Below are 21,009 nucleotides of genomic sequence, written 5' to 3'. Positions count from 1 at the left end.
AATTCCTGAAAGATTGCTCAATTTTTCAGGAATTGTTAAATTTGGGCATCAGAGAAAGAAACTCAATACATTAAAAAATATATTATGAAAGTAACCGTAGTAGGTGCCGGCGCTGTAGGAGCAAGTTGTGCAGAGTACATTGCCATGAAAGATTTCTGTTCGGAAGTTGTTTTGGTAGACATCAAAGAAGGTTTTGCAGAAGGTAAAGCGATGGATTTGATGCAGACTGCATCTTTAAATGGTTTTGATACCAAGATTACCGGAACTACCGGCGATTATACAAAAACTGCTGGTTCGCACATCGCGGTAATCACATCTGGAATTCCAAGAAAACCGGGAATGACGAGAGAAGAACTGATCGGCATCAATGCAGGAATTGTAAAAGATGTAACAGAAAATCTGGTGAAAAACTCTCCTGAAGTAATTATTATTGTGGTGGCAAACCCGATGGATACGATGACGTATTTGGTACACAAAACTTCTGGTCTTCCTAAACATAAAATTATCGGAATGGGTGGCGCATTAGATTCTGCACGATTCAAATACAGATTGGCAGAAGCTTTGGAAGCCCCAATTTCTGATGTTGACGGAATGGTAATCGCAGCTCACAGTGATACAGGAATGCTTCCTTTGTTGAGCAAAGCAACTAGAAACGGAGTTCCTGTAACGGAGTTTTTGGATGAAGCAAAACAAAACTATGTAATCGAAGAAACAAAAGTAGGTGGTGCAACGTTGACCAAACTTTTGGGAACTTCAGCATGGTATGCTCCGGGCGCAGCAGTTTCTGTAATGGTTCAGGCAATTGCCTGTGATCAGAAAAAAATGATCCCTTGCTCTTTAATGCTTGATGGTGAATATGGAGAAAGCGACATCTGTCTTGGTGTTCCGGCGATCATCGGGAAAAACGGTGTAGAAAGCATCATAAATATTTCTTTGACAGAAGAAGAAAAATCTAAATTTGCTGAAGCTGCTCAGGCAGTGAGAGATGTAAATGGTGATCTGAAATTTTAAGAATTTCTCTTTATATATTGAATTCCGCGACCGAAGGGCGCGGAATTTTTTTTAATCACCACCGCATCCGCCACAACTTCCACAAGAACTTCCGCCGCAGGAAGATTCATTAGAGAATCCGGAATCTGCACCTTCTGAAAATACTGATGAATTGTTATAAACCATGCTGGAAGTCATCAGCAAGGGCGTGAGATAAGCAAATTCAAAATCTGTGTCTTCACTTTCTGAAGATTTTTGTCTTGATCTGAATTTATTTCTAAATATACCAACGATCATATTCTGACTTAGCCTTTTAAGGTGCAGAAAAGTAACCGTTATCATAATCAATAACAGAACGCATAAACAGGCAACAGGCTTTTCACGCGAAATTCCGGTAGCCAGCCTTAATATTCCGGTAATCATCAGGACCGCACAAACTGTAAGGTTAACTGAAAATATTTTCACAAAGAGCTTTGACTGCAGCAAATGTTTTTTTATTTCATCCATACTTTGCGAAACATTTTTGTAAAACGGTTTCTTCAGCAGATAAGCTTTGAGATGAGCAAAATGAATTTTTCCAAAACTTTCTATCTGCAGTATCATCTGCGTTTCTTCTGCGCTTAAATTTTCACAGGATTTTTTTGCGCTTAAAGTTTTATCATCATTAACGTTAATGATTTGCTTGCCGATTAACCCGTCAACAGAGAGCTTTATAGAGTGAGAAACATCCGAGAAAATAAGATAGATAATTTCCGGTCGGCTTAAATTTTTTATCAGACTTTGATTTCTGAACGTTTCTATCAATTCTTTTTTTCCGAGAGTATTAAAGCGGTAAACAATCGCCAGTGAAAATGTAACTAAAAAAAAGTAGGAGATGTAAAATTGATCATTTTCAACCGTTGCAATTGTTTCGTGAAAAGTAAGATATAAAGGAAAAAGCAGTAAAATGCTTGTGCCAATAACTAAATTTGTAATCTGGGTTACATTAAATCGCGACTGTTTTAGGTATAAGCCGCTCGGAATTGATGCAGATTTCCAGAATTCTTCAGGAATGTGACCAAAGTTTTTTAAGTAGAGTTTTTCTGTTCTCTTTTTTGCTTCTTTAAAACTTTCAGACTCATTTCTGTGATGCGTTGACGGTATGTGCTGGATCTGTTTGCCTAAAATTTTACAAAATACCTGATACGATTTGGTGAAAATTAAATGCTGATGCCAGACTTTATCTATGATGTCTGACGGTGACACCATTTCTTCTGAAACCGCTGCTAAAAACATAAATTTTTTATATTCCTTGATTGCGTTTATTGTAAAATTCTCCGTCCAGCAATTCTCATGAGCGAGTCTAATGCTGAAACTGTACTCGCTCGGTGGATCGTCAAAATCAAAATCTTCTGTTTTCTTCCAAAGCAAATCATTCATATGATCGTTTTTCGTACTTAAATTTAATCATTAAATTCATTTCAAAATATAAATATTAGTCGTCTCTCATATTAATTATTGTTCATAAAGATGAATATTTAAGGTTTATTTAAACTGAATTTCATTTCTGCGCGCAGTCAAAAACTGTAAATTTGCACCGACAAAAAATATTTCATGTTACGGAAGATTTCTATTGCTGCAGCGACATTTTTATGTGCTGTCTCTTTTCACGCACAGAAAAAAAACAACCAAACTCTTGAAAAGCCCAAGCTCGTCGTCGGTCTTGTGATCGATCAGATGCGTTGGGATTATCTTTACCGTTTTTACGATAAATACAGCAAAGACGGTTTTAAAAGAATGCTGAATGAAGGGTTTTCCTTTAATAATGTGATGATTCCGTACGTTCCGACGGTGACGGCGATTGGTCATACGACGATTTATACAGGTTCTGTTCCGTCAATTCACGGGATTGCAGGAAATGACTGGACTGACAAACAAACCGGTAAAAATATTTACTGTACAGAAGATTCTGAAGTAAAAGGGGTTGGCACAACAAATCAGAAAATAGGTGGGCATTCACCGAAAAATCTCTGGAGCACAACGATCACGGATCAACTGCGTATCGCCAGCAATTTTCAGTCGAAAGTGGTAGGCGTTTCTCTCAAAGACCGTGCTTCGATTTTGCCGGCAGGTCACAATCCGAACGGTGCATTTTGGTTTGATGAAACGAACGGAAATTTTGTGACAAGTTCTTACTATATGAATGCGCTTCCGGCTTGGGTAAATGATTTTAACAATCAGAAAATAGCAGAAAAACTGGTTGCCAACGGGTGGAATACGCTTTTGCCGATCAGTCAGTACACCGAAAGTACACGTGATGATGTTCCCTGGGAAAAACCTCTGGGCTCGGCAAAAAATCCGACGTTTCCTTATTCCAGTCTTGCATCAGACTACGCTGCCAACAAAGGCGTTCTGAGAACAACGCCTTTCGGAAATTCGTATACACTGAGGTTTGCGGAAGCGGCGATCAATGGTTATCAGCTGGGTGAAGATTCGGTTACAGATTTTCTAGCAATCAATATTGCGTCGACAGATTATGTAGGACACGCTTACGGTCCGAATGCGATTGAAGTGGAAGACACCTATCTGCGGCTAGATTTGGAACTTGCACAGTTCTTTAAAATGCTTGATAAAAAAGTAGGTGTAGGTGAATATTTAGTTTTCCTTACGGCAGATCACGGCGGCGCTCACGCTGAAGGTTATATGAAAGAAAATAAAATGATGACCGGATTTTTTGATGACGGCTTAGAGAAAAATCTAGGTGCCGAATTGGAATCAAAATATGCTGCCAGCAAAATCATTCTGGGAATTGATAATTATCAGATTTATCTTGATCATCAGTTAATTAAGGATAAAAATCTAGATGAAGCTGCCATAAAAAAAAGCATTATTGAAAACCTAAATAAAGATCCTCGGGTTTTGTATGCGGTTGATTTAAAAAATGTAGCAAATGCACCGATTCCGGAGCCGATAAAAACCAGAGTAATCAACGGTTACAACTGGCAGAGAAGTGGTGATATTCAGATTGTTTCGCACGACGGAATGCTTCCGAACTATGCTAAAAAAGGAACGACTCACAGCGTATGGAATTCTTACGATGCACATATTCCACTGATTTTCATGGGCTGGAAAGTGCCGAGAGGTGAAAGCAATGCTTCTCATTTTATGACAGATATTGCGCCGACCATCGCACAGTTTTTAAAAATTGAAAATCCGAGCGGTAATATCGGTCAGCCTTTGATGGAAGTGTTAGGTAAATAAAACAACCTTCTATACTACATGCGCAGCTGATGTCTGCGCATTTTTTTTTGTAACAAAATTCACAATTGCGATACCTATTGCTAAAGAAACTTCATGAAAAACATCATTGAAATTGAGGATTTGAATTTCGGTTTCGACAGCCGGAAACTGATTCTTAAAAATGTGAATCTCCAGGTACCGAAAGGTTCTATCTACGGTTTTCTAGGAGCGAACGGCGCAGGAAAATCAACGACGATGCGTCTCATCATGGGACTTTTCAATGATGATACAAATGCGGTAAAAGTTTTTGGGCAAAATGTTTCCGAAATCTATCCGCAGGCCCTGCAGAATATTGGTTCTCTGATTGATTATCCGGCTTTTTACGATCATCTGTCAGGTTATGACAATCTTAAAATCGTATGCATTATCCGGAATCTTAATATTGGGAAAATAGACGAAGTTTTAGAAACCGTCGGTCTTTCTCACGCGCGAAATATTAAAATGAAAAAGTATTCTTTGGGAATGAAACAGCGTCTGGCAATTGCCCTTGCGCTCATCAGCGATCCTGAACTTTTGATTTTAGACGAGCCTGTGAACGGTCTCGACCCAAACGGAATGCTGGAAGTGCGCGAACTTCTTATTAAACTCAACCGCGAACGTGGCGTGACCATTTTTATATCCAGTCACTTACTTTTGGAAATCGAGAAAATGGTAACGCATCTCGGAATTATCGCGCACGGCGAAATAAAATTTCAGGGAAGTAAGGAAGATTTAAATACGCTTTATAAATTCCAGAAAACAAAATTCCAGCTGAATGATGCTGCTAAGTATCTCGATCTGCTGAAAGACCAATATCCGACCGAATTAAAATCTGAAAACGAGATTGCTATCGTCACCAATTCTCAGGAGGAAATCGCCGCGATCAATACATTTCTGGTGAAAAATGGAGCTCAGATTTATCAGATTGCCGCAGCCGGCGGACTTGAAGAATGGTTTATGGATATTACAAAACAAAACTAAACGATGAAAAAAGAATTACATTATATAAAGACAGCTTTCGCCGCAGAATGGCTCAAAACTAAGAATCTTGGGCTGATGCTTCTTGCAGCAATCGTATCGCTGCTTTTACCTGTTTTGAATTTCGTAATTGAAATTTTTAATGAAAAATCTCGTGTCTATGATAGTTTCCCAACGTCTGCAATTCAGAATGGAATTATCGATACAGTAGGTTCGTACGGCGGTTTTCTGATGCTTTTATTTATCATCATTGGTGCAGTGAGAATCGCACAGACCGATCATAAAAACAATGGCTGGACTTTTCTTGAAACACAGCCTTTAAGCAAATTCAGCATTTATACAGGAAAATTTTTGGTTTTGGTCGCGCTGACTGCAATAAGTCTGTTGATTTATTTCGCCGGTTCGGCAATTTTTTACACGCTGTGTCAGGTACTTTTTCCACAGGAAAATCTTAATTTTTCGCTGGATATGTATTTTCTGTTTCAGACATTTGTAAGACTTTTTGTCTTAAGTCTAGGGATTATATCTTTCCAGCTGATGCTTTCGGTGATTATTCCGAGTTTCATCTGGCCTTTTGTTATCGGTTTTTTGGGTTTTGTGCTTAATATCATTGCGAAAGTGCGACAGGAAATTTATGATTTTTCTCCGTACAATAATATTGATACAGCGCTGTCGTACGGAAATCCACAGGAGCTCAATCATTTTTTTAATTATACAGAATACCTGAGTTTGTTCTGGACGGTTGCCTTTTTTGCCTTCGGATATTTCTGGTACAGCCGGCGAGGATTTAAAAATGCTTTTGCAAAAAACACCGTTACTGTCGGAAAAACACTTGCGGGAATTGGAGTTGCTGTTGCGCTTTATTTTTTCATAACGCAACCTATTTATCCGGTAAAAGGCTACGATACGCAGATCTCAGGGCAAATTTCGTCTTCGAAGCCGGTAAAAGAAATCAGCATTGTTTCTGAAGAAATGGGTGAGCCGCTGGCAAAAATTCCTGTGAAAGACGGAAAATTCAGCTGGAAATCTGAACAAAATCTGCCGATGAGCACTTATTATTTAGTGGTCGACAGCAAGCGGTACGTATTTGTCTTGTCAAAAGGAGATCAGATTAATTTTGATATTAAAGTTGATCCTAAAGATTTCAAAGTGGTTGTAAAAGGTACGCGCAAAGCTGAAGATCAGTATATTGCTTCGCAGAAGGAAAGGCCGTCAACTTTTTATGGCTGGATTATTCCGCAGAAAAAATACACCAAAGAGCCTGAAAAGTTTTATTCTGAAGCGCAGGATGAATGGAAAGAATCTGAAAAATATCTTGCAAAATACCGCACAAATGAGAATATACATTTTGCGGATGATTTTAGAAAATTTCAGCAGCAGCTGAATGCCGTGAAGATGCTGAATGCCATTTACGATTATCAGAAAATGACTTCTTTCAGCGATAAAAAGTTTGCCCCGCCGGCAGAATTTACAAAGACTTTGCAGAATGTTGTGAAAAAACCGGCTCCGATTTTATACACGGTGAAAGAATATAAAGATTACCGAATCAAAAAACTTTTACCAACCTCCGGAACGAATAAACCCGACAGTATCATTTTTAATAAAATTCATGCCATGCCTTCAGGGCTTGAACGGGATCAGCTGCTATCTTTTCAGCTGATAAAAATGATGGATTTGATTAAAGATGAAAAACAGCGGAATGCTTTATTCATGTCAAAAGTAGGGCAGTTTCATGATAAAAAGTATGCATCGTATATTGAGAAGCAGCTTCAGGTGATCAATAACCAGCAAAAAGGGAAACCTTTTCCTGTCATTGCTTTTCAGGACGAAAGCGGGAAGAAAGTGAGTCTTTCGAAGTTTAAAGGAAAATATGTGGTGATTGATTTTTGGGCAACCTGGTGCGGACCGTGTAAAGAAACGACGCCTGTTTTCGAGTATCAGGCAGAGCAGTACGCATATAATGACAATGTTGTTTTTCTCTCGGCAAGCGTAGATGAAGACAAAGAAAAGTGGAAACTTGATATTAAAAACAAAAAATCTTCTGTACAGCAATGGTGGATTGAAGATCCGAAAATTTTAGGTCAGTTGGGCGTGAACGGAATTCCAAGATTCATGATTGTCGATCCTGAAGGTAAAATTTACAATGCCAACCTGCCGCGACCTGATGACAGTAATTTTGAAGAAGCAATGGATGCGATTTCCCGGTCGAACAGAATGGTGATTTTTTAAACAAAAAGTCTCTGCAGTTTGCAGAGACTTTTTTTTATTCTTCCGTTTCGGTATTTTCGTTATCTTCGTATTGCTCAAGATAATAGGCAAAACTAAAACCTTGGTGCTCTTCTTCAATTTCTTCAAGCATCGTGAGCATATCTTCAAAAATTTCCAGCTGATCAACGCTCATATTCACAAATTCAAGATGAAGCGGCATTGCCAGATCGCCCGTTAAAACATCGTTCAGCGCATCCATATTATCTCCGAAATGCTCAGGCAATGTCAGTTTTTCTTTAAGCTGAGCGTAAAAATCTTCATCGTCGCCAATATCTGTAAAATCTATGTAAACCGTCATTCTGTAATTGTTTGTGCAAAAATATAGTTTTCAGTGAACTTCATCAAACTTTATTGTTTCTGAAAAGTTTTGTAGTGATCTTTTGTAAGATAAACCGTTCCGTCGGTGCTAAAAATAATGCGGTCTGTACCACGGGTTCCGCAGTTGTAATTGACGTCGGCTTCATAATAGTTGCTGTTTTCCGGCAGTCTTTTTTCACGGTCTCCGAAATGGTCTCCACCAATCGCTTTTTTCGGTAAAACTTCGCAGAGATTTCCGCTTTCCGGTTTCCAGCCGAGTTTTTTTGCTTCATTCTTCGTAATGTAATAATCAGGAAGTGTATGATTTTTCTTTACATAAGCAACAACCGTTTTATCATTTGTCAATATGAAAATATCGTTTGCAGACTGTGTCGGTTTCTTATCTATAGTATGATTTTTCTCGGTTTTATTCTTAGAGTCCTCGTTTTTCTTAGGGTAGAAACTGTTGAAAACCCACATCACGGCCATCCCGAAAAGTAATCCGAGACACGCAAAAAGTACAGACCTTATTTTACTGTTCATAAATTTTTATTTTTATACTAAATTGGTATTTATTTTGATAATTGCTTAGAAATTACCCTTAATAAATTTAATATTATTAAAGTATTGCTAAAATTTGAAAGTTTTATTCAATTAAAAATTTAAAATTATGAAAGCAAAAATATTTTTCAGCATAACCGCAGCATTCGTACTTTCACAATCTTTATTGGCGTCTTCCGGTAAGCCATTTCAAATTGAAATTAACTTATCTCAAATTTCAGTTTCCGAGACCGAAAATATATCGGTAAAGCAAGATTTTCGAGCCAATGTTCTATTGTTTTCAGAACTGAAAGAAAACTGTGAATACGAAATTGTAACACACTCCGGACAGTTTCTGCAAAAAGGCATCATCCAGGAAAATAGAATTGTCCTTCCAAAAATTGATGAAAAACAGATTTTTCGTTAAAATCATTTCAAACGGCGAACAGCTGACTTTTCAGATCATTAAAAAATAATTTTAATATGTCATCTAAATTCTTTCAAGCTCGTTCGAGTCGATAGTCGTTTTAAAAGTTCCGTAGTTGATAATTACTTTATTTTTAGAAATTTTCTCGATCGTTCCAACACTTGTACTTCCTTTAATACGCACGCGCTGACCGATTTTCAGCCAGACATTTCGGTCAGTCTGTCGTTTTTCTTCGATCTTTTCATTGGTTTCCGTGATTTTTTCGATCACGTCTACTTTCTTCAGTTGCTGAGTGATTTTACGTTTTACGACTTGCAGACGTTTTGTTTCATCTTTATCAGCGCCTATTTTACGGAATTTTTCCTGCTCAAGAATTTTTACAAAATCTTTCACCACATCTTTGCGCGATTTCCCCTTTGTATAACTGTCTATAAACGCTTCAATTTTATTTCCGAACTGCAGTTTGCGGTGCTCATCTTCGTACAGTTTCTGAAAGTTGAAAAGCTTCTGCTGTAGCTGCTCGTTGAGTTTTTGCAGATTATCGCGCTTATCTTCCACAGAACCTTTTCGCTCAACAAGATCAGTTTTCAGTTTTTCCACTTCATATTTTTCCTGCTGAAGTTTCACGATTGTTTTATCTAAATTTACAATATCGTGTTCCACTTTTTTCTTCGCCGACTGAATGATAAATCTAGGGATCTTATTCTTTTCAGCAACTTCAAAAGTAAATGAACTTCCGGCCTGACCAACTTCCAGTTTATAGAGCGGTTCCAGAGTTTTTTCATCAAAAAGCATCGCAGCATTTGTCGCATTTGGCAGTTCTTCGATGACAATTTTGATGTTGGTATAATGTGTCGTGATGATCGCAAAACTTTTCTTATCATAGAAAAATTCAAGGAAACTTTCTGCCAGTGCACCGCCCAGCTCAGGATCAGAACCGGTTCCAAATTCATCAATCAGCAGGAGCGTTCCTGGATTACTTTCGCGGATAATTCCGCCCATTTTTTTCAAACGTGAAGAATATGTTGAAAGGTGATTTTCGATCGACTGATTATCGCCGATGTCGGTCATTATTTTATCAAAGAAAAACATTTCTGAGCGCGGATGCACAGGTACCAGAATTCCGCTCTGAATCATCAGCTGCAGAAGTCCGACGGTTTTCAGCGTGATCGATTTTCCACCCGCATTTGGTCCGGAAATACAGATAATCCGGTTGTGATCGGTAAGCGTAAGCGACTGCGGATAGATGGTTTTGTTTTCAGCTTTATTTCTGAGCCAAAGAAGCGGATGATACGCATCTTTCAGGCGTAGCGTTTTGTGACGGTTGATTTTCGGTAAAATCCCATTAACCATCTCCGCAAATTTTGCCTTCGCACGTGTAAGATCAAGATCAAAAATATATTGCTGATAGCGCCAGAGCTGTGGTTGAAATTCTGCAAGTTCCGCAGTAAGCTGTCTTAAAATTTTATCGATTTCTTTTTTTTCCTCTTCTTCACTCTCACGCATTTTGAAGTGATGTTTTACCACACCGTCAGGCTGGATAAAAGTGATCGAACCGGTCTTGGATAATCCCAGAACTCGCCCGGGAACTCTCTTTTTATAGGCAGATTTTACTGCTAAAACCCTCTGATCTTCGATGATACTTTCTCTGATGTCATCCAGAAAATCGCTTTGGGCATAATTAAATAAAACGCGGTTAAAGTTCTCCTGAATTGCTTTTTTAGCATGCTGAATTTCTGCACGTAAAGATTTAAGAACCGGTGATGCTTCACTTTTTACCTCACCAAAACGGTTGAAAACTTTGTCGATTTTATCAATGATTTCTTTTTTGAACTCCAGAACAGAGACATCCTGAAGCAGAGTAGGGAAGGTTTCGGGCATTGTAGGAAAGAACTTCTGGAGTTTCCCTATTTGCTCTGTCAGTAATTTTATCTTTAAAAACGCACTGTTTTCCAGGCGGTAATTTTCAATGAGCATCAGTTTCAGCTCATTTTCTATGTCTTCATATTCGCTGAAAGGAACCGCATTGGCACTTTCAAAACTTGAAAGATATTCTGAAGTTTTTTTTAATGAAACTTCAGCTTCCTCAATATTCATAGGTCTCAGAGCAAGAATATTTTCTTTTATTTTCGGCGAATATGCGAATGGAGCAATCTCTGCAAGCAGTTGCGGAAATTCCAGTTCGTTCAGATCTTCTTTATTAATATACACAGTACAAAGATAATTAATTTGAAAACCGAAACGGTATTATTTGAATCGTGGCTTTTGAGATTTGCAGATAAATTTCTTAAACTTTAAAGCTAAATTTGCCGCCGGTATTTCTTTGAAGTCGCATCATGGCTTCATTATTGAATTTTTAATATTAAATCTCACCAATGACTTGGACAGAAATTCTTGCTCCGATAAAAAACACACCTTATTTTACCAATCTTTGGGAAAAAGTAAAACAGGAATACGCCACCACGAAAATTTTCCCTCCGAAAAAGCAGATTTTCCGTGCTCTGGAAATTACTCCTTTTGATGAGGTGAAAGTGGTGATCATCGGGCAAGATCCTTATCATAATGACTATCAGGCAAACGGACTTTCTTTTTCTGTTTCAGATTCAGTTTCCGCACCACCTTCTCTTAAAAATATTTTTATTGAACTGAAAAGTGATCTTGGTATAGAGCGAAGTTCAAAAGAGCTTGACGACTGGGGGAAACAGGGTATTTTATTACTCAATGCGACACTTACGGTACGCGCTCATACGCCGAATTCTCATAAAGATATCGGCTGGGAAATGTTTACCAACTACATCATTAAAGAAATATCAGACAAAAAAGAGAATGTAGTTTTTGTTCTATGGGGTGCATTTGCACAAAAAAAAGCCGAACTGATAAATCAGGCTAAACATTTTATTTTGAAATCGCCTCATCCGTCGCCCTTTTCTGTTCATAAAGGATTTTTTGGCAGTAAACCTTTTTCAAAAATCAATGAATATCTTCTTTCAAAAGGTTTAGAGGCAATTAAATGGTAATTATTACACTTTTTTAAAGGTCAAACCGATCTTGTATTTGCCCTTTAAAGTCGCTGCCGTTTTTGTTTCCGTCGAATTTGGGCTTACCTGCACAAGACTGATTTCGTATCCGTTAAACATGACCTTTTTTGACAGATTTTTACTTTTCAGATCGCTGGTTGCAATCTGAACGGTCATCGGACGGCTTGTTGTGCTCATCAGTTCTACATTTGCCACGGCAATTCCCGCCCAAACGCATTGAACACCTTCCGGACAACGGCTGTCTTCTGAAATGCTTTTAAAAGTAACATTCATCTGATATTCACTCAGGAATTTATTTTCACCTTCGTTCAGATAAACGGTGTTCTTCTGATTGTTGCTTGGTGCAGAAGTTTCCACCTTTGCTTTGTCTGAGTCTGCGCTCATGTTTTTATTGGCATTACAGTTCGTTAAACTTGCCATTAAAACGGCAGACAGAAAAGTTTTGTATATCATCATTTTTTAAATTGTTCCCCACATATTAAGAATTACCACCACAAACATCGCTATTCCTACGACAAGATTAAATCCGGTTCCGTAGAGAAAACCAATGAACGCGCCCTTTGTAGATTTTAAAGCTTTATTAATGTCTTTGCTGTCGTGCAACAGTTCACCAATAAAAACGCCGGCAAACATCCCGACTAAAAATCCTAAAGGAATCGGTAAAAATACACCGATTATAGTTCCGATCACTGATCCGATGCTTCCCCAGCGTGTTCCGCCATATTTCCGGTTTGTTTTTGCCGGTATGACATAATTTAAAATCATTGATAAAATGGTAAGCGCGATAAATGCCCAAACATAAATCATTGAAAGATCTGCATCAGTTCCGTATTTATAAATGAGTAGGCCTGCAAGACTTAAAATTAATCCAGGCAAAACAGGTAAAAATGTTCCGAGAATTCCAAGAACCAAAAGCACGATGCAGAGCAGATAAATTAAGGTATAATCCATAGTTTTAAGATAAAAAGAGCGACGCATGCGCCACTCTTCGATAATCAATTTTTAAGCCGAATATTTAAAGATTCAAAATCACATATTGAAGGATTATACCTGCGTTTCCGATATTTCCGGAAGCATGATTGTGAAAGGTTGTATAATAGATACTTCCGCTGCCGGCGTTACCGGAACATGCGCCAACAGTTGCGCCAAGTGCTACCAAAAACGGTACAGTTGCCTGAGGAACAGAAACGGTGATCTGAATATTATTCGGAAGCGTGATACAGACCGGTACAAACGTAAGATTTGATGCATTTCCGATCGGTAAATTTGGAAGTCCTGTTGCGGTAAAGTTATTGGTTCTCAACATCAATGCTTCATTAGTAGCTGTAGATTTAACCAAAACTTCCCAATAAGCAGGATCGTAGGTATTTATTTTTTGCCACGAGCCCAAATCATAATCAATATTCAACGTGCTGAAACCTAATGCAGATGATAGTGCGGTACTGTTCACGGTTGCTGGTAAATTTCCACTGTTACCAAGGTTTTTTGAGCAAAGTTTAGAATCAGGAACAAAACCTCCGGCAAGATTACAGTTATTGGTATTTTCGCCGCCACCCAATAGATAAGAAACATCCCAGTCTGAAGCGTAAACGCTGCCTCCATTTGCTACAAAAATGGCCAGATTATTTTCGACAACAGGCATTGTAAGGCTGTTTTGAGAATATTTTCTGGAGCCGCAATTCAGGAAAACAATATCATACTGCGCCAGCGTATTCATATTAGCAAGATCGGCATGCGTGAGTTCTGTCGCTGTGTAGCCAAGTGTGGTGATGATGTCTTCGATCTTATCATAGCTTCCTTTAATGTAGCCGATTTTCGCCACCTGCGTCAGCTTTGTCTGTGTTAAATTTAGCTGGGTAATGTCATTCGCTTTAATATCTGCCGTAATCTGCGTGCGGAAATTGCTTCCGTTACCGGTCTGGATATAGATCGTACGGTTTCCTGCCGGAGCTTCAAGATTAAAATTACCGTCTGCATCTGAAACGGTGTGATAAATCTTGTACTTTTCGTCGAACGTAAAGACAGACGCGCCGCCAATCGCTTTGCTGCCGTTTTGCGACATAATTTTACCGGAAACTTTTCCTTTCTGCACGGCCTGTGTACCTGTTTGCTGCGGAATGTTTGCCATGTCTTCACCGCCGCAATTGATGAGCAGCGTAGAAAGGGACATTAAAATAAATAAGTAGCTTTTTTTCATAATTAAAATTTTTAAATGTGTATTCTGTATCAAATTTAAAAAATAATTATCATATCAAGATAAAAAACAGTAATTAATTTACATTTATGTGGTAATTAATTTAAATCGTTGAATATTGATTAATCTCAAATCCAGCTTCGCTCAAATTTTTATATTTTGTAAATTTGTTGTGATGAAAGACGATTTATTAGGCACAAAAGATTTTATACAGGATTACAGCGCAGAGCTGGCGCAGTATATTTCGAGGTTTTCACCGGCGGGTTTTGACTGGTTTTTCCTGATGATTGTAAAGCTTGCTATACTTTTGGCGGTATTTTTTATCGTTGATATTCTTCTTAAAATCATCATTAATTCTGTTTTTAAATTTTACAGAAACGAAGAAAAATACCCAGTTATCCGTTCGGTTTATCAGTCGAGAATTACCAATTCTTTTGCACATCTAATCGCTTTGGCGATTGTAGCCGGAATTCATCCTTCTATTTTTGTAGGAGCGCTGAAAAAAACAAGCACTTTTGTTGAGAGATCTGCCGATCTTGGTCTTGTGCTGATTATTGCAGGAATGCTGTACCGCGCATTGGCGGCATTCAGGAATTATTTCGCAATAAAACAGGATTTCTATAAAGTAATGGCCATCAATGCTGTTTCTGAAACGGTAAAAATCCTGGGAATTTTCATCTTTTCAATTGTAGGAATCTGTGTGATTTTTGGTATTAAAGGGACTACGATTGTCGGAAGTCTGGGAGCGATTACTGCGGTTTTGGTTCTCGTTTTCCGCGATACCATTTTAGGTTTTATTACCGGAATTCATGTGGCCACTTCGCGAAGTTTAAAAGTGGGTGACTGGATCGGCATCCCGAAATATAGTATCGAAGGAAATATTTTAGACATCAGCCTTCTGACGACGAAAGTGATGAATTTCGACAAAACCATTTCTTCAATTCCGACGTATGATCTTTTGACGACCGAAATTAAAAACCTTCAGGTAATGTCTGAGTCGAATACGCGACGTGTGAAGAAATCGATTTTCTTCAATATCAATTCGTTTAAATTTTTGAATGAAGAAGATATTGCACGCTTAAAAGAAATCAATTTAATCTCTTCTTATCTTGAAGAAAAAACATCCGAAATTAATTTGGAAAAAGGTAAAATTGCTCACGGCGACAAAATAATCAACGGGCGACAACTGACGAATATTGGTGTTTTCCGTCATTATGCGCAAAAATATCTTGAAAATGATCCTGATGTACAGCAGGAAAATCCGATCATGGTGCGCCAGCTAGAGATTACGCCGCAAGGTTTGCCGCTAGAGATTTACTGTTTTGCCAACGATTCGAAATGGGAACGTTTTGAGCAGATTCAGGCCGATATTTTTGATCACCTTCTGGTTGCTTCAAAAGAATTTGATCTTCAGGTAACGCAGATCAGTATTAAGATTTAGCGCTTGCTGTATTTATTTTAAACAAAAAATGACATGGTAAAACTGAGTGTAAATATCAATAAAATAGCGACGCTCCGCAATGCGCGCGGAGGAGAATTGCCAAGTGTGGTGGAAGCTGCGGTAAAAATTCAGGAGTTTGGTGCACACGGAATCACAATTCATCCGCGGCCAGACGAGCGGCACATCACACGAAAAGATGTATTTGATCTGAAACCTGTGGTGACGACGGAATTTAATATTGAAGGAAATCCGCACCGCGATTTTATCGATATGGTTTTAAAAGTGAAGCCTGAGCAGGTGACTTTGGTTCCTGATGCAGACGATGCGATTACTTCAAACGCAGGCTGGGACACAAAAAAGCATCAGGCTTTTCTTAGCGAGATTATTTCTGAATTTAAAAATGCCGGAATCCGTACATCCGTTTTTCTAGATCCTGAAACCGGTCTTGTGGAATATGCAGCAAAAACCGGTGCCGACAGAATCGAACTCTACACAGAAGATTATGCGAAAAATTACCGTCACGATAGAGAATCTGCAATACAAAAATATGCAGAAACTGCTGCAAAAGCAGGTGAGTTTAATCTTGGCGTAAATGCCGGGCACGATCTCAGTCTTGAAAATTTAAAATACTTTGCAGATCACATTCCGAATCTTCTCGAAGTTTCCATCGGTCACGCGCTAATCTCTGAGTCGCTGTATATGGGAATGGAAAATACGGTGCAGGCGTATCTGAAAAGACTTGCCAAATGGTAATCAGATTCTCGGAATGCTTTTTCTGATAATTTTTTAAAATTAAATATGGAAGTTTTACACTCAAAAATATTTGGCGAAAACCTTTCGGGAACGCCTTTGCTTGTTTTTCACGGTCTTTTTGGCATGCTCGATAACTGGGGAAGCTTCGGGAAAGAACTCAGCGAATTTCTTCCGGTGCATCTGATCGATCTGCGAAATCACGGACGAAGTTTCCACGATGAAAACATGTCACACGATGATCTTGCAGAAGATATTAAAAACTACATGCAGCAAAATTCTATAGCGAAAGCGCATGTTCTCGGTCATTCGCTGGGCGGAAAAGCAGTGATGCAGTTCGCATTAAATTTTCCTGAGCTGGTCGAAAAATTAATCGTTGTGGATATTGCACCAAAAGCCTATCCGCCGCATCACCAGGGAATTATCAAAGCGCTGGAAACGGTCAATTTTGATCAGGTGAAATCCCGAAGTGAAGTAGAAACTGTTTTGGAACAGTACATTCCGGAGCGTTCTACGATCCAGTTTTTAACGAAAAATCTGTACTGGACCGATGATAAAAAACTCGCCTGGAGGTTTAACCTGAAAACGCTTTCTGAAAAATACAGTGAATTTGTCTCGAACGCCATTAGATTCGGAACTTTTGAAGGCGAAACACTCTTTATTTCAGGAGCGAAGTCAAATTATATTTTGCCGCAGGACGAGTTTGCGATCAAACAGCAGTTTCCGAAAGCGCAATTTGTAAAAATAAAAAATGCTGCACATTGGGTTCAGGCAGATAATCCGGTTGATTTCAGCATTGCGGTGAGAGAGTTTTTAGATCTGAAAAACGGATGATTTAAAACTGATCGCTTTTACATATTATAGTCATAATGCTTTTTCTTTACGGCATAAAAATCGCACCTTTGCGAAGGTAAAATTTAGCTCGAAAAAGTGAACTCCGCTTCTTCAGAGATCACATAATATTTCAAAAATGATATTAGTAACAGGTGCTACCGGAATTTTGGGCAGAGTTGTCGTTCTCGAACTTTTGAAAAGAGGGAAGGCTGTGCGTGCCGCAAAACGGGATGGAAGTGATCTGAAAGACGTTAAACATTCGTATCAGTTTTACACTGACAATCCTGATAAATTTTTTCAGAAAATAGAATGGGTTGATGTTGATTTTGAAGATATAGAATCGCTTCAAAATGCTTTAAAAGGAGTTTCAGAAGTGTATCACTGCGCTGCAAAAGTAGGTTTCAACCCGAAAGATTCGAAGGAAATTTACAGAACAAACGTAAAAGGAACCGAGAATTTATTATACGCCTGCGAAGATTCTGAAGTAAAGAAGTTTCTTCAGGTAAGTTCGATTGCCGTGCTCGATTTGCTCAATGAAGATGGCGAACTCGATGAATCGTCAGATTTTAATCCAAAAGATGACCATTCTGAATATGCGCTTTCCAAACATCTTTCTGAGATGGAGGTTTGGCGTGCCTCTGCCGAAGGTTTGCCTGTAATTATAATAAATCCTGGAATGATCATCGGAAGTGGAAACTGGGGTAAAAGCTCAGGAGAAATTTTTCCGACGTTTGAAAAAACAGCGTTTACTTTTTCCGGCGGCACGAGCTATGTTGATGTTCGTGATGTGGCAAGAATTTCCGTGGATTTAATGGAAAAAGAAGTTTTCGGGGAACGGTTTATTTTGATATCCGAAACTAAAAAATACCGCGATTTGGCAAAGCAGGTTCGTTCTGAATTAAATCTCAGTGAACCGAAAATCTTACCTGAATGGATTCTGCAGGCCATAACATGGCTGAATGTGTTCTTTGGATGGCTGATTCCGCCGCTGAGAATGGCGAGCAAATCAAACATTGAAGCTGTTTTGGCAGAAACAAGAATCTCAAATAAAAAGATAAAAGAAACGCTGAATTATGAATTTATTCCGGTTTCTGAAAGCATAGATTTTCATCTGAAAAATTATATCAACGACAAAAACGTGAAAGACCGCACATGAATATTGCCGAGGCCATCATTACACGAAATCTGGAAAAACATCCGTACAAATCTGCCGTAGGATATAAGAAAAAAGAAATCTGGAAGGAACTCAGCTGGAAAAAGCTGGCTGAACTTGTCGCAAAAACTTCAAATGCCATGCTTGAAAACGGTATCTTGGAAGACGACCGCGTGGCAATTTATGCAGACAATTCTGCTGAATGGCTCATTTTTGATCTTGCGGCGATGTCGATTGGCGCGATCACGGTGCCGATTTATGCAACAAGTAATGCTGAACAGACTGCCTATGTTTTGAAAGATTCGGAAGCGAAAATGGTGATGGTAGGAAATCAGGTACAATACGATATTTGCCTGGATTTTCTGAGAAATAATGAAACTTTGCAGTCGATTATTGTTTCTAAAAAAGCAGTCTGGATAAAGAAAGAAAGCACTTTTTATCTGGAGGATTTTATTGCTAGAGCTTCCTCTACACAAATTATTAAACCGAAAAATCAGGAGGATCTGGCAACGATTATCTATACATCGGGCACAACCGGAACGCCGAAAGGCATCATGCTCAATCACGGGAATTTTGAGAAAGCATATCTCGCACATTTCGAATTTTTTAAGTTTAAAGATTTTGAAAATGAACTTTCATTGGCATTTTTGCCTTTAACTCATGTTTTCGAACGCTGCTGGACTTTGCTTTGTCTTTATGGCGGTGCACGTGTTTATTTCCTTGAAAATACCAAAGATATCGCTCACGCGCTGACTGAGGTAAAACCTACCATGATGTGCACGGTTCCGCGGTTTTTGCAGAAAGTGTACGCCGGAGTTCTGGATAAAGCAGAAGAAAGTTCGGCGTTCAAAAAGAAAATTTTCGACTGGGCTTTTAGCGTCGGAAATGACGTTGCAGAACTAAAAAGAACTGACCAATCGATTCCTTTAGGTTTAAAAATAAAAAATTCGGTGGCAGATTCGCTGGTTTTCAGTAAAATAAAAGAAAGATTGGGCGGTAAACTTTGGTTTTTGCCTTGTGGTGGCGCATCGGTTTCAGCTGAAGTGACACAGTTTTTTGAAGCAGCAGGAATTCATATCACGGTTGGCTACGGTTTAACGGAAACGACAGCGACGCTCACAGCTTTTCCTTTCAAACATTTTGTTCATGGAAGCTGTGGAAAACCGCTTCCCGGTGTTGAAATAAAAATCGGCGGAAATGACGAAATTTTAGCCAAAGGAAACGGCATCATGCAGGATTATTATAAAAAACAGGAAGAAACAGCACAGGTTTTTACCGAAGACGGCTGGTTCAGAACCGGTGACGCCGGAAAATTTGATGAGGCAGGAAATCTTTACATTACCGACCGTATAAAAGATTTAATGAAAACCTCAAACGGCAAATATATTGCGCCGCAGCAGATCGAAAATCTTCTGACCAACAACAGTTATATTTCGCAGATTGTCTTGATTGCCGACGGAAAACAGTACGTTTCTGCACTGATTGTCCCGAATTTCGACTTTCTTAAAGAGTTTGCGAAAAAAAATAATATCCCTAATTCTGACTGGGAAAAAACCGTGCATGATAAACAGGTTGTGGACTTTTATAAAGAGATTTTGAAAGACCTTCAGAAAGATTTGTCAGACTACGAAAAGGTGAAAAAATTTACGCTGATGCCTGCAGAATTTGAAATCAAAAGCGGAGAAATCACACCGACTCTAAAAATTAAAAGAAATACCGTACTGAAAAATTACGCCGGTCTCATTGAGAAAATGTATCAGTAAAGGTTCAAAAAATACACAATGAAAAAAGAAGATTTTATTGGAAACAGCGATTTTAAAATCAGGTCAGAAACTGTTTCAGCAACCTGCCCGTCAAATATTGCACTGATTAAATATTGGGGGAAATATGATGAGCAGATGCCGGCAAATCCGAGCATAAGTTATACGTTAAAAAACTGCCGTACAGAAACTTCCATGGAATTTTTTGCAGGTGAAACTTTCTCGGTTCAGACTTTTTTGGCTGGGAAAGAAGAGAATCAGTTTGCAGAGAAAATCGAAAAATATTTCAGAAATATAGAGCAGTATTTACCATGGATTTTAAAAGGTAAATATGTAATACGAACAGAAAATACGTTTCCGCACAGTTCCGGAATTGCGAGTTCGGCTTCAGGTTTTGGCGCGGTTGCCAAATGTCTGATGTTGCTCGATCAGTCTTTCGGAATCGAATTAAACGAAGAAAAATCTACACAGAAAGCTTCTTTCCTGGCGCGATTGGGAAGCGGAAGCGCGTGCAGAAGTCTCTATAATGGACTGGTCGTTTGGGGAGAAACTGAAACAGTCGCTGGGAGTTCGGATCTTTTTGCAGTACCGTATCCGAATAGTAAAATTGCGCCTGTCTTCAAAAATTTTAATGATTGGGTTTTGCTTATTCATGAAGGCGTAAAAAGTGTTTCTTCAACAGTTGGCCATGGTTTGATGAAATCGAATCCTTACGCGGAACGGCGGTTTCTGGAAGCCCGTGAGAATTTTCTTCCGCTAAAGGATATTCTTGAAAGCGGTGATCTTGAAGCTTTTATAAAACTTACGGAGCATGAAGCACTCACACTTCACGCGATGATGATGATGAGTGATCCTGCTTTTATTCTGATGAAAACCGGAACTTTGGAAGTCATTAATAAGATCTGGGATTTCCGGAGAGAAACTGCTTTGCCGCTGTTTTTCACGCTTGATGCAGGAGCAAACGTTCATTTACTTTTCCCGAATAACGGCACCGAAGATCAGATTAAATCATTTATTGAATCAGAATTAATGCTTCACACACAGGAAAACGGCGTCGTAAAAGATCAGATGTCTTTCTGAA

Annotated in this window: 19 protein-coding genes; 12 read left to right on the top strand and 7 right to left on the bottom strand. The window is 38.8% G+C overall.

Annotation, left to right across the window (positions count from 1 at the left end; all coding sequences use genetic code 11):
* Positions 1 to 84 precede the first annotated feature (84 nt).
* Entirely contained in the window at positions 85 to 1,011 is a 927-nt protein-coding gene (locus ASG01_RS11680; protein WP_055863825.1) for a malate dehydrogenase, read from the top strand.
* 51 nt (positions 1,012 to 1,062) lie between these two features.
* Here the strand turns inward: ASG01_RS11680 and ASG01_RS11675 are convergent, their stop codons facing one another.
* Positions 1,063 to 2,409, bottom strand: coding sequence for a glycine-rich domain-containing protein (locus tag ASG01_RS11675; RefSeq protein WP_055863823.1), 1,347 nt, complete (start codon positions 2,407 to 2,409; stop codon positions 1,063 to 1,065).
* 174 nt (positions 2,410 to 2,583) lie between these two features.
* On the opposite strand from ASG01_RS11675, the gene pafA reads away from it, so the two are divergent.
* The 3 genes from pafA to ASG01_RS16325 all read left to right on the top strand — a co-directional run bounded on the left by pafA (position 2,584) and on the right by ASG01_RS16325 (position 7,455).
* A complete protein-coding gene (gene pafA / locus ASG01_RS11670; protein ID WP_055863821.1) occupies positions 2,584 to 4,230 on the top strand; it encodes an alkaline phosphatase PafA in 1,647 nt (548 codons plus the stop codon).
* Positions 4,231 to 4,323: 93 nt separating this feature from the next.
* A complete protein-coding gene (locus tag ASG01_RS11665; RefSeq protein ID WP_055863819.1) occupies positions 4,324 to 5,229 on the top strand; it encodes an ABC transporter ATP-binding protein in 906 nt (301 codons plus the stop codon).
* A gap of 3 nt (positions 5,230 to 5,232) precedes the next feature.
* Positions 5,233 to 7,455, top strand: a complete 2,223-nt coding sequence (locus tag ASG01_RS16325) for a thioredoxin-like domain-containing protein (RefSeq protein ID WP_055863818.1) — start codon at positions 5,233 to 5,235, stop codon at positions 7,453 to 7,455.
* 34 nt (positions 7,456 to 7,489) lie between these two features.
* Here ASG01_RS16325 and ASG01_RS11655 read toward each other — a convergent pair whose 3' ends face one another.
* Positions 7,490 to 7,792, bottom strand: coding sequence for a barstar family protein (locus ASG01_RS11655; RefSeq protein ID WP_055863816.1), 303 nt, complete (start codon positions 7,790 to 7,792; stop codon positions 7,490 to 7,492).
* A 50-nt stretch (positions 7,793 to 7,842) separates the two neighbouring features.
* Positions 7,843 to 8,334, bottom strand: a complete 492-nt coding sequence (locus tag ASG01_RS11650) for a ribonuclease domain-containing protein (protein WP_055863814.1) — start codon at positions 8,332 to 8,334, stop codon at positions 7,843 to 7,845.
* A 127-nt stretch (positions 8,335 to 8,461) separates the two neighbouring features.
* Here ASG01_RS11650 and ASG01_RS11645 point away from each other — a divergent pair, with 127 nt between their 5' ends.
* A complete protein-coding gene (locus tag ASG01_RS11645; protein WP_055863812.1) occupies positions 8,462 to 8,758 on the top strand; it encodes a hypothetical protein in 297 nt (98 codons plus the stop codon).
* A 63-nt stretch (positions 8,759 to 8,821) separates the two neighbouring features.
* Here ASG01_RS11645 and ASG01_RS11640 read toward each other — a convergent pair whose 3' ends face one another.
* Entirely contained in the window at positions 8,822 to 10,969 is a 2,148-nt protein-coding gene (locus ASG01_RS11640) for an endonuclease MutS2 (RefSeq protein WP_055863810.1), read from the bottom strand.
* Positions 10,970 to 11,133: 164 nt separating this feature from the next.
* On the opposite strand from ASG01_RS11640, the gene ASG01_RS11635 reads away from it, so the two are divergent.
* Positions 11,134 to 11,775 (top strand): uracil-DNA glycosylase, encoded by a 642-nt coding sequence (locus ASG01_RS11635; protein ID WP_055863808.1) that lies wholly within the window; start codon positions 11,134 to 11,136, stop codon positions 11,773 to 11,775.
* Between the two features lie 3 nt (positions 11,776 to 11,778).
* Here the strand turns inward: ASG01_RS11635 and ASG01_RS11630 are convergent, their stop codons facing one another.
* The 3 genes from ASG01_RS11630 to ASG01_RS11620 all read right to left on the bottom strand — a co-directional run bounded on the left by ASG01_RS11630 (position 11,779) and on the right by ASG01_RS11620 (position 13,993).
* Positions 11,779 to 12,252 (bottom strand): hypothetical protein, encoded by a 474-nt coding sequence (locus ASG01_RS11630; protein ID WP_131725367.1) that lies wholly within the window; start codon positions 12,250 to 12,252, stop codon positions 11,779 to 11,781.
* Between the two features lie 3 nt (positions 12,253 to 12,255).
* Entirely contained in the window at positions 12,256 to 12,747 is a 492-nt protein-coding gene (locus tag ASG01_RS11625) for a DUF456 domain-containing protein (protein WP_055864270.1), read from the bottom strand.
* Between the two features lie 64 nt (positions 12,748 to 12,811).
* On the bottom strand, positions 12,812 to 13,993 hold the full coding sequence (locus ASG01_RS11620) for a carboxypeptidase-like regulatory domain-containing protein (protein ID WP_055863805.1): 1,182 nt from the start codon (positions 13,991 to 13,993) through the stop codon (positions 12,812 to 12,814).
* A gap of 172 nt (positions 13,994 to 14,165) precedes the next feature.
* Between ASG01_RS11620 and ASG01_RS11615 the strand changes: the two genes are divergently transcribed.
* The 6 genes from ASG01_RS11615 to ASG01_RS11590 all read left to right on the top strand — a co-directional run bounded on the left by ASG01_RS11615 (position 14,166) and on the right by ASG01_RS11590 (position 21,008).
* Complete coding sequence (locus ASG01_RS11615; RefSeq protein WP_055863803.1) at positions 14,166 to 15,431, top strand: mechanosensitive ion channel family protein; 1,266 nt, start codon at positions 14,166 to 14,168, stop codon at positions 15,429 to 15,431.
* A 33-nt stretch (positions 15,432 to 15,464) separates the two neighbouring features.
* Positions 15,465 to 16,184: a pyridoxine 5'-phosphate synthase gene (locus ASG01_RS11610; protein WP_055863801.1), complete on the top strand. Its 720-nt coding sequence runs from the start codon at positions 15,465 to 15,467 to the stop codon at positions 16,182 to 16,184.
* A 45-nt stretch (positions 16,185 to 16,229) separates the two neighbouring features.
* Positions 16,230 to 17,015 (top strand): alpha/beta fold hydrolase, encoded by a 786-nt coding sequence (locus ASG01_RS11605; protein ID WP_055863799.1) that lies wholly within the window; start codon positions 16,230 to 16,232, stop codon positions 17,013 to 17,015.
* A gap of 136 nt (positions 17,016 to 17,151) precedes the next feature.
* Positions 17,152 to 18,171 carry an NAD-dependent epimerase/dehydratase family protein gene (locus tag ASG01_RS11600; protein WP_055863797.1) on the top strand — a complete coding sequence of 340 codons (1,020 nt, stop codon included), beginning with the start codon at positions 17,152 to 17,154 and terminating at the stop codon, positions 18,169 to 18,171.
* On the top strand, positions 18,168 to 19,931 hold the full coding sequence (locus ASG01_RS11595; RefSeq protein WP_055863795.1) for an AMP-dependent synthetase/ligase: 1,764 nt from the start codon (positions 18,168 to 18,170) through the stop codon (positions 19,929 to 19,931). The genes ASG01_RS11600 and ASG01_RS11595 overlap by 4 nt, the downstream gene beginning before the upstream one ends.
* Before the next feature lie 18 nt (positions 19,932 to 19,949).
* Positions 19,950 to 21,008 carry a diphosphomevalonate/mevalonate 3,5-bisphosphate decarboxylase family protein gene (locus tag ASG01_RS11590; protein WP_055863793.1) on the top strand — a complete coding sequence of 353 codons (1,059 nt, stop codon included), beginning with the start codon at positions 19,950 to 19,952 and terminating at the stop codon, positions 21,006 to 21,008.
* Position 21,009: the final 1 nt, after the last annotated feature.

This window comes from Chryseobacterium sp. Leaf180, from assembly GCF_001424585.1.
GTDB lineage: Bacteria > Bacteroidota > Bacteroidia > Flavobacteriales > Weeksellaceae > Chryseobacterium.
The sequence above is the reverse complement of the archived record's forward strand: the minus strand, read 5'-3'. Positions and strand labels throughout refer to the sequence as shown.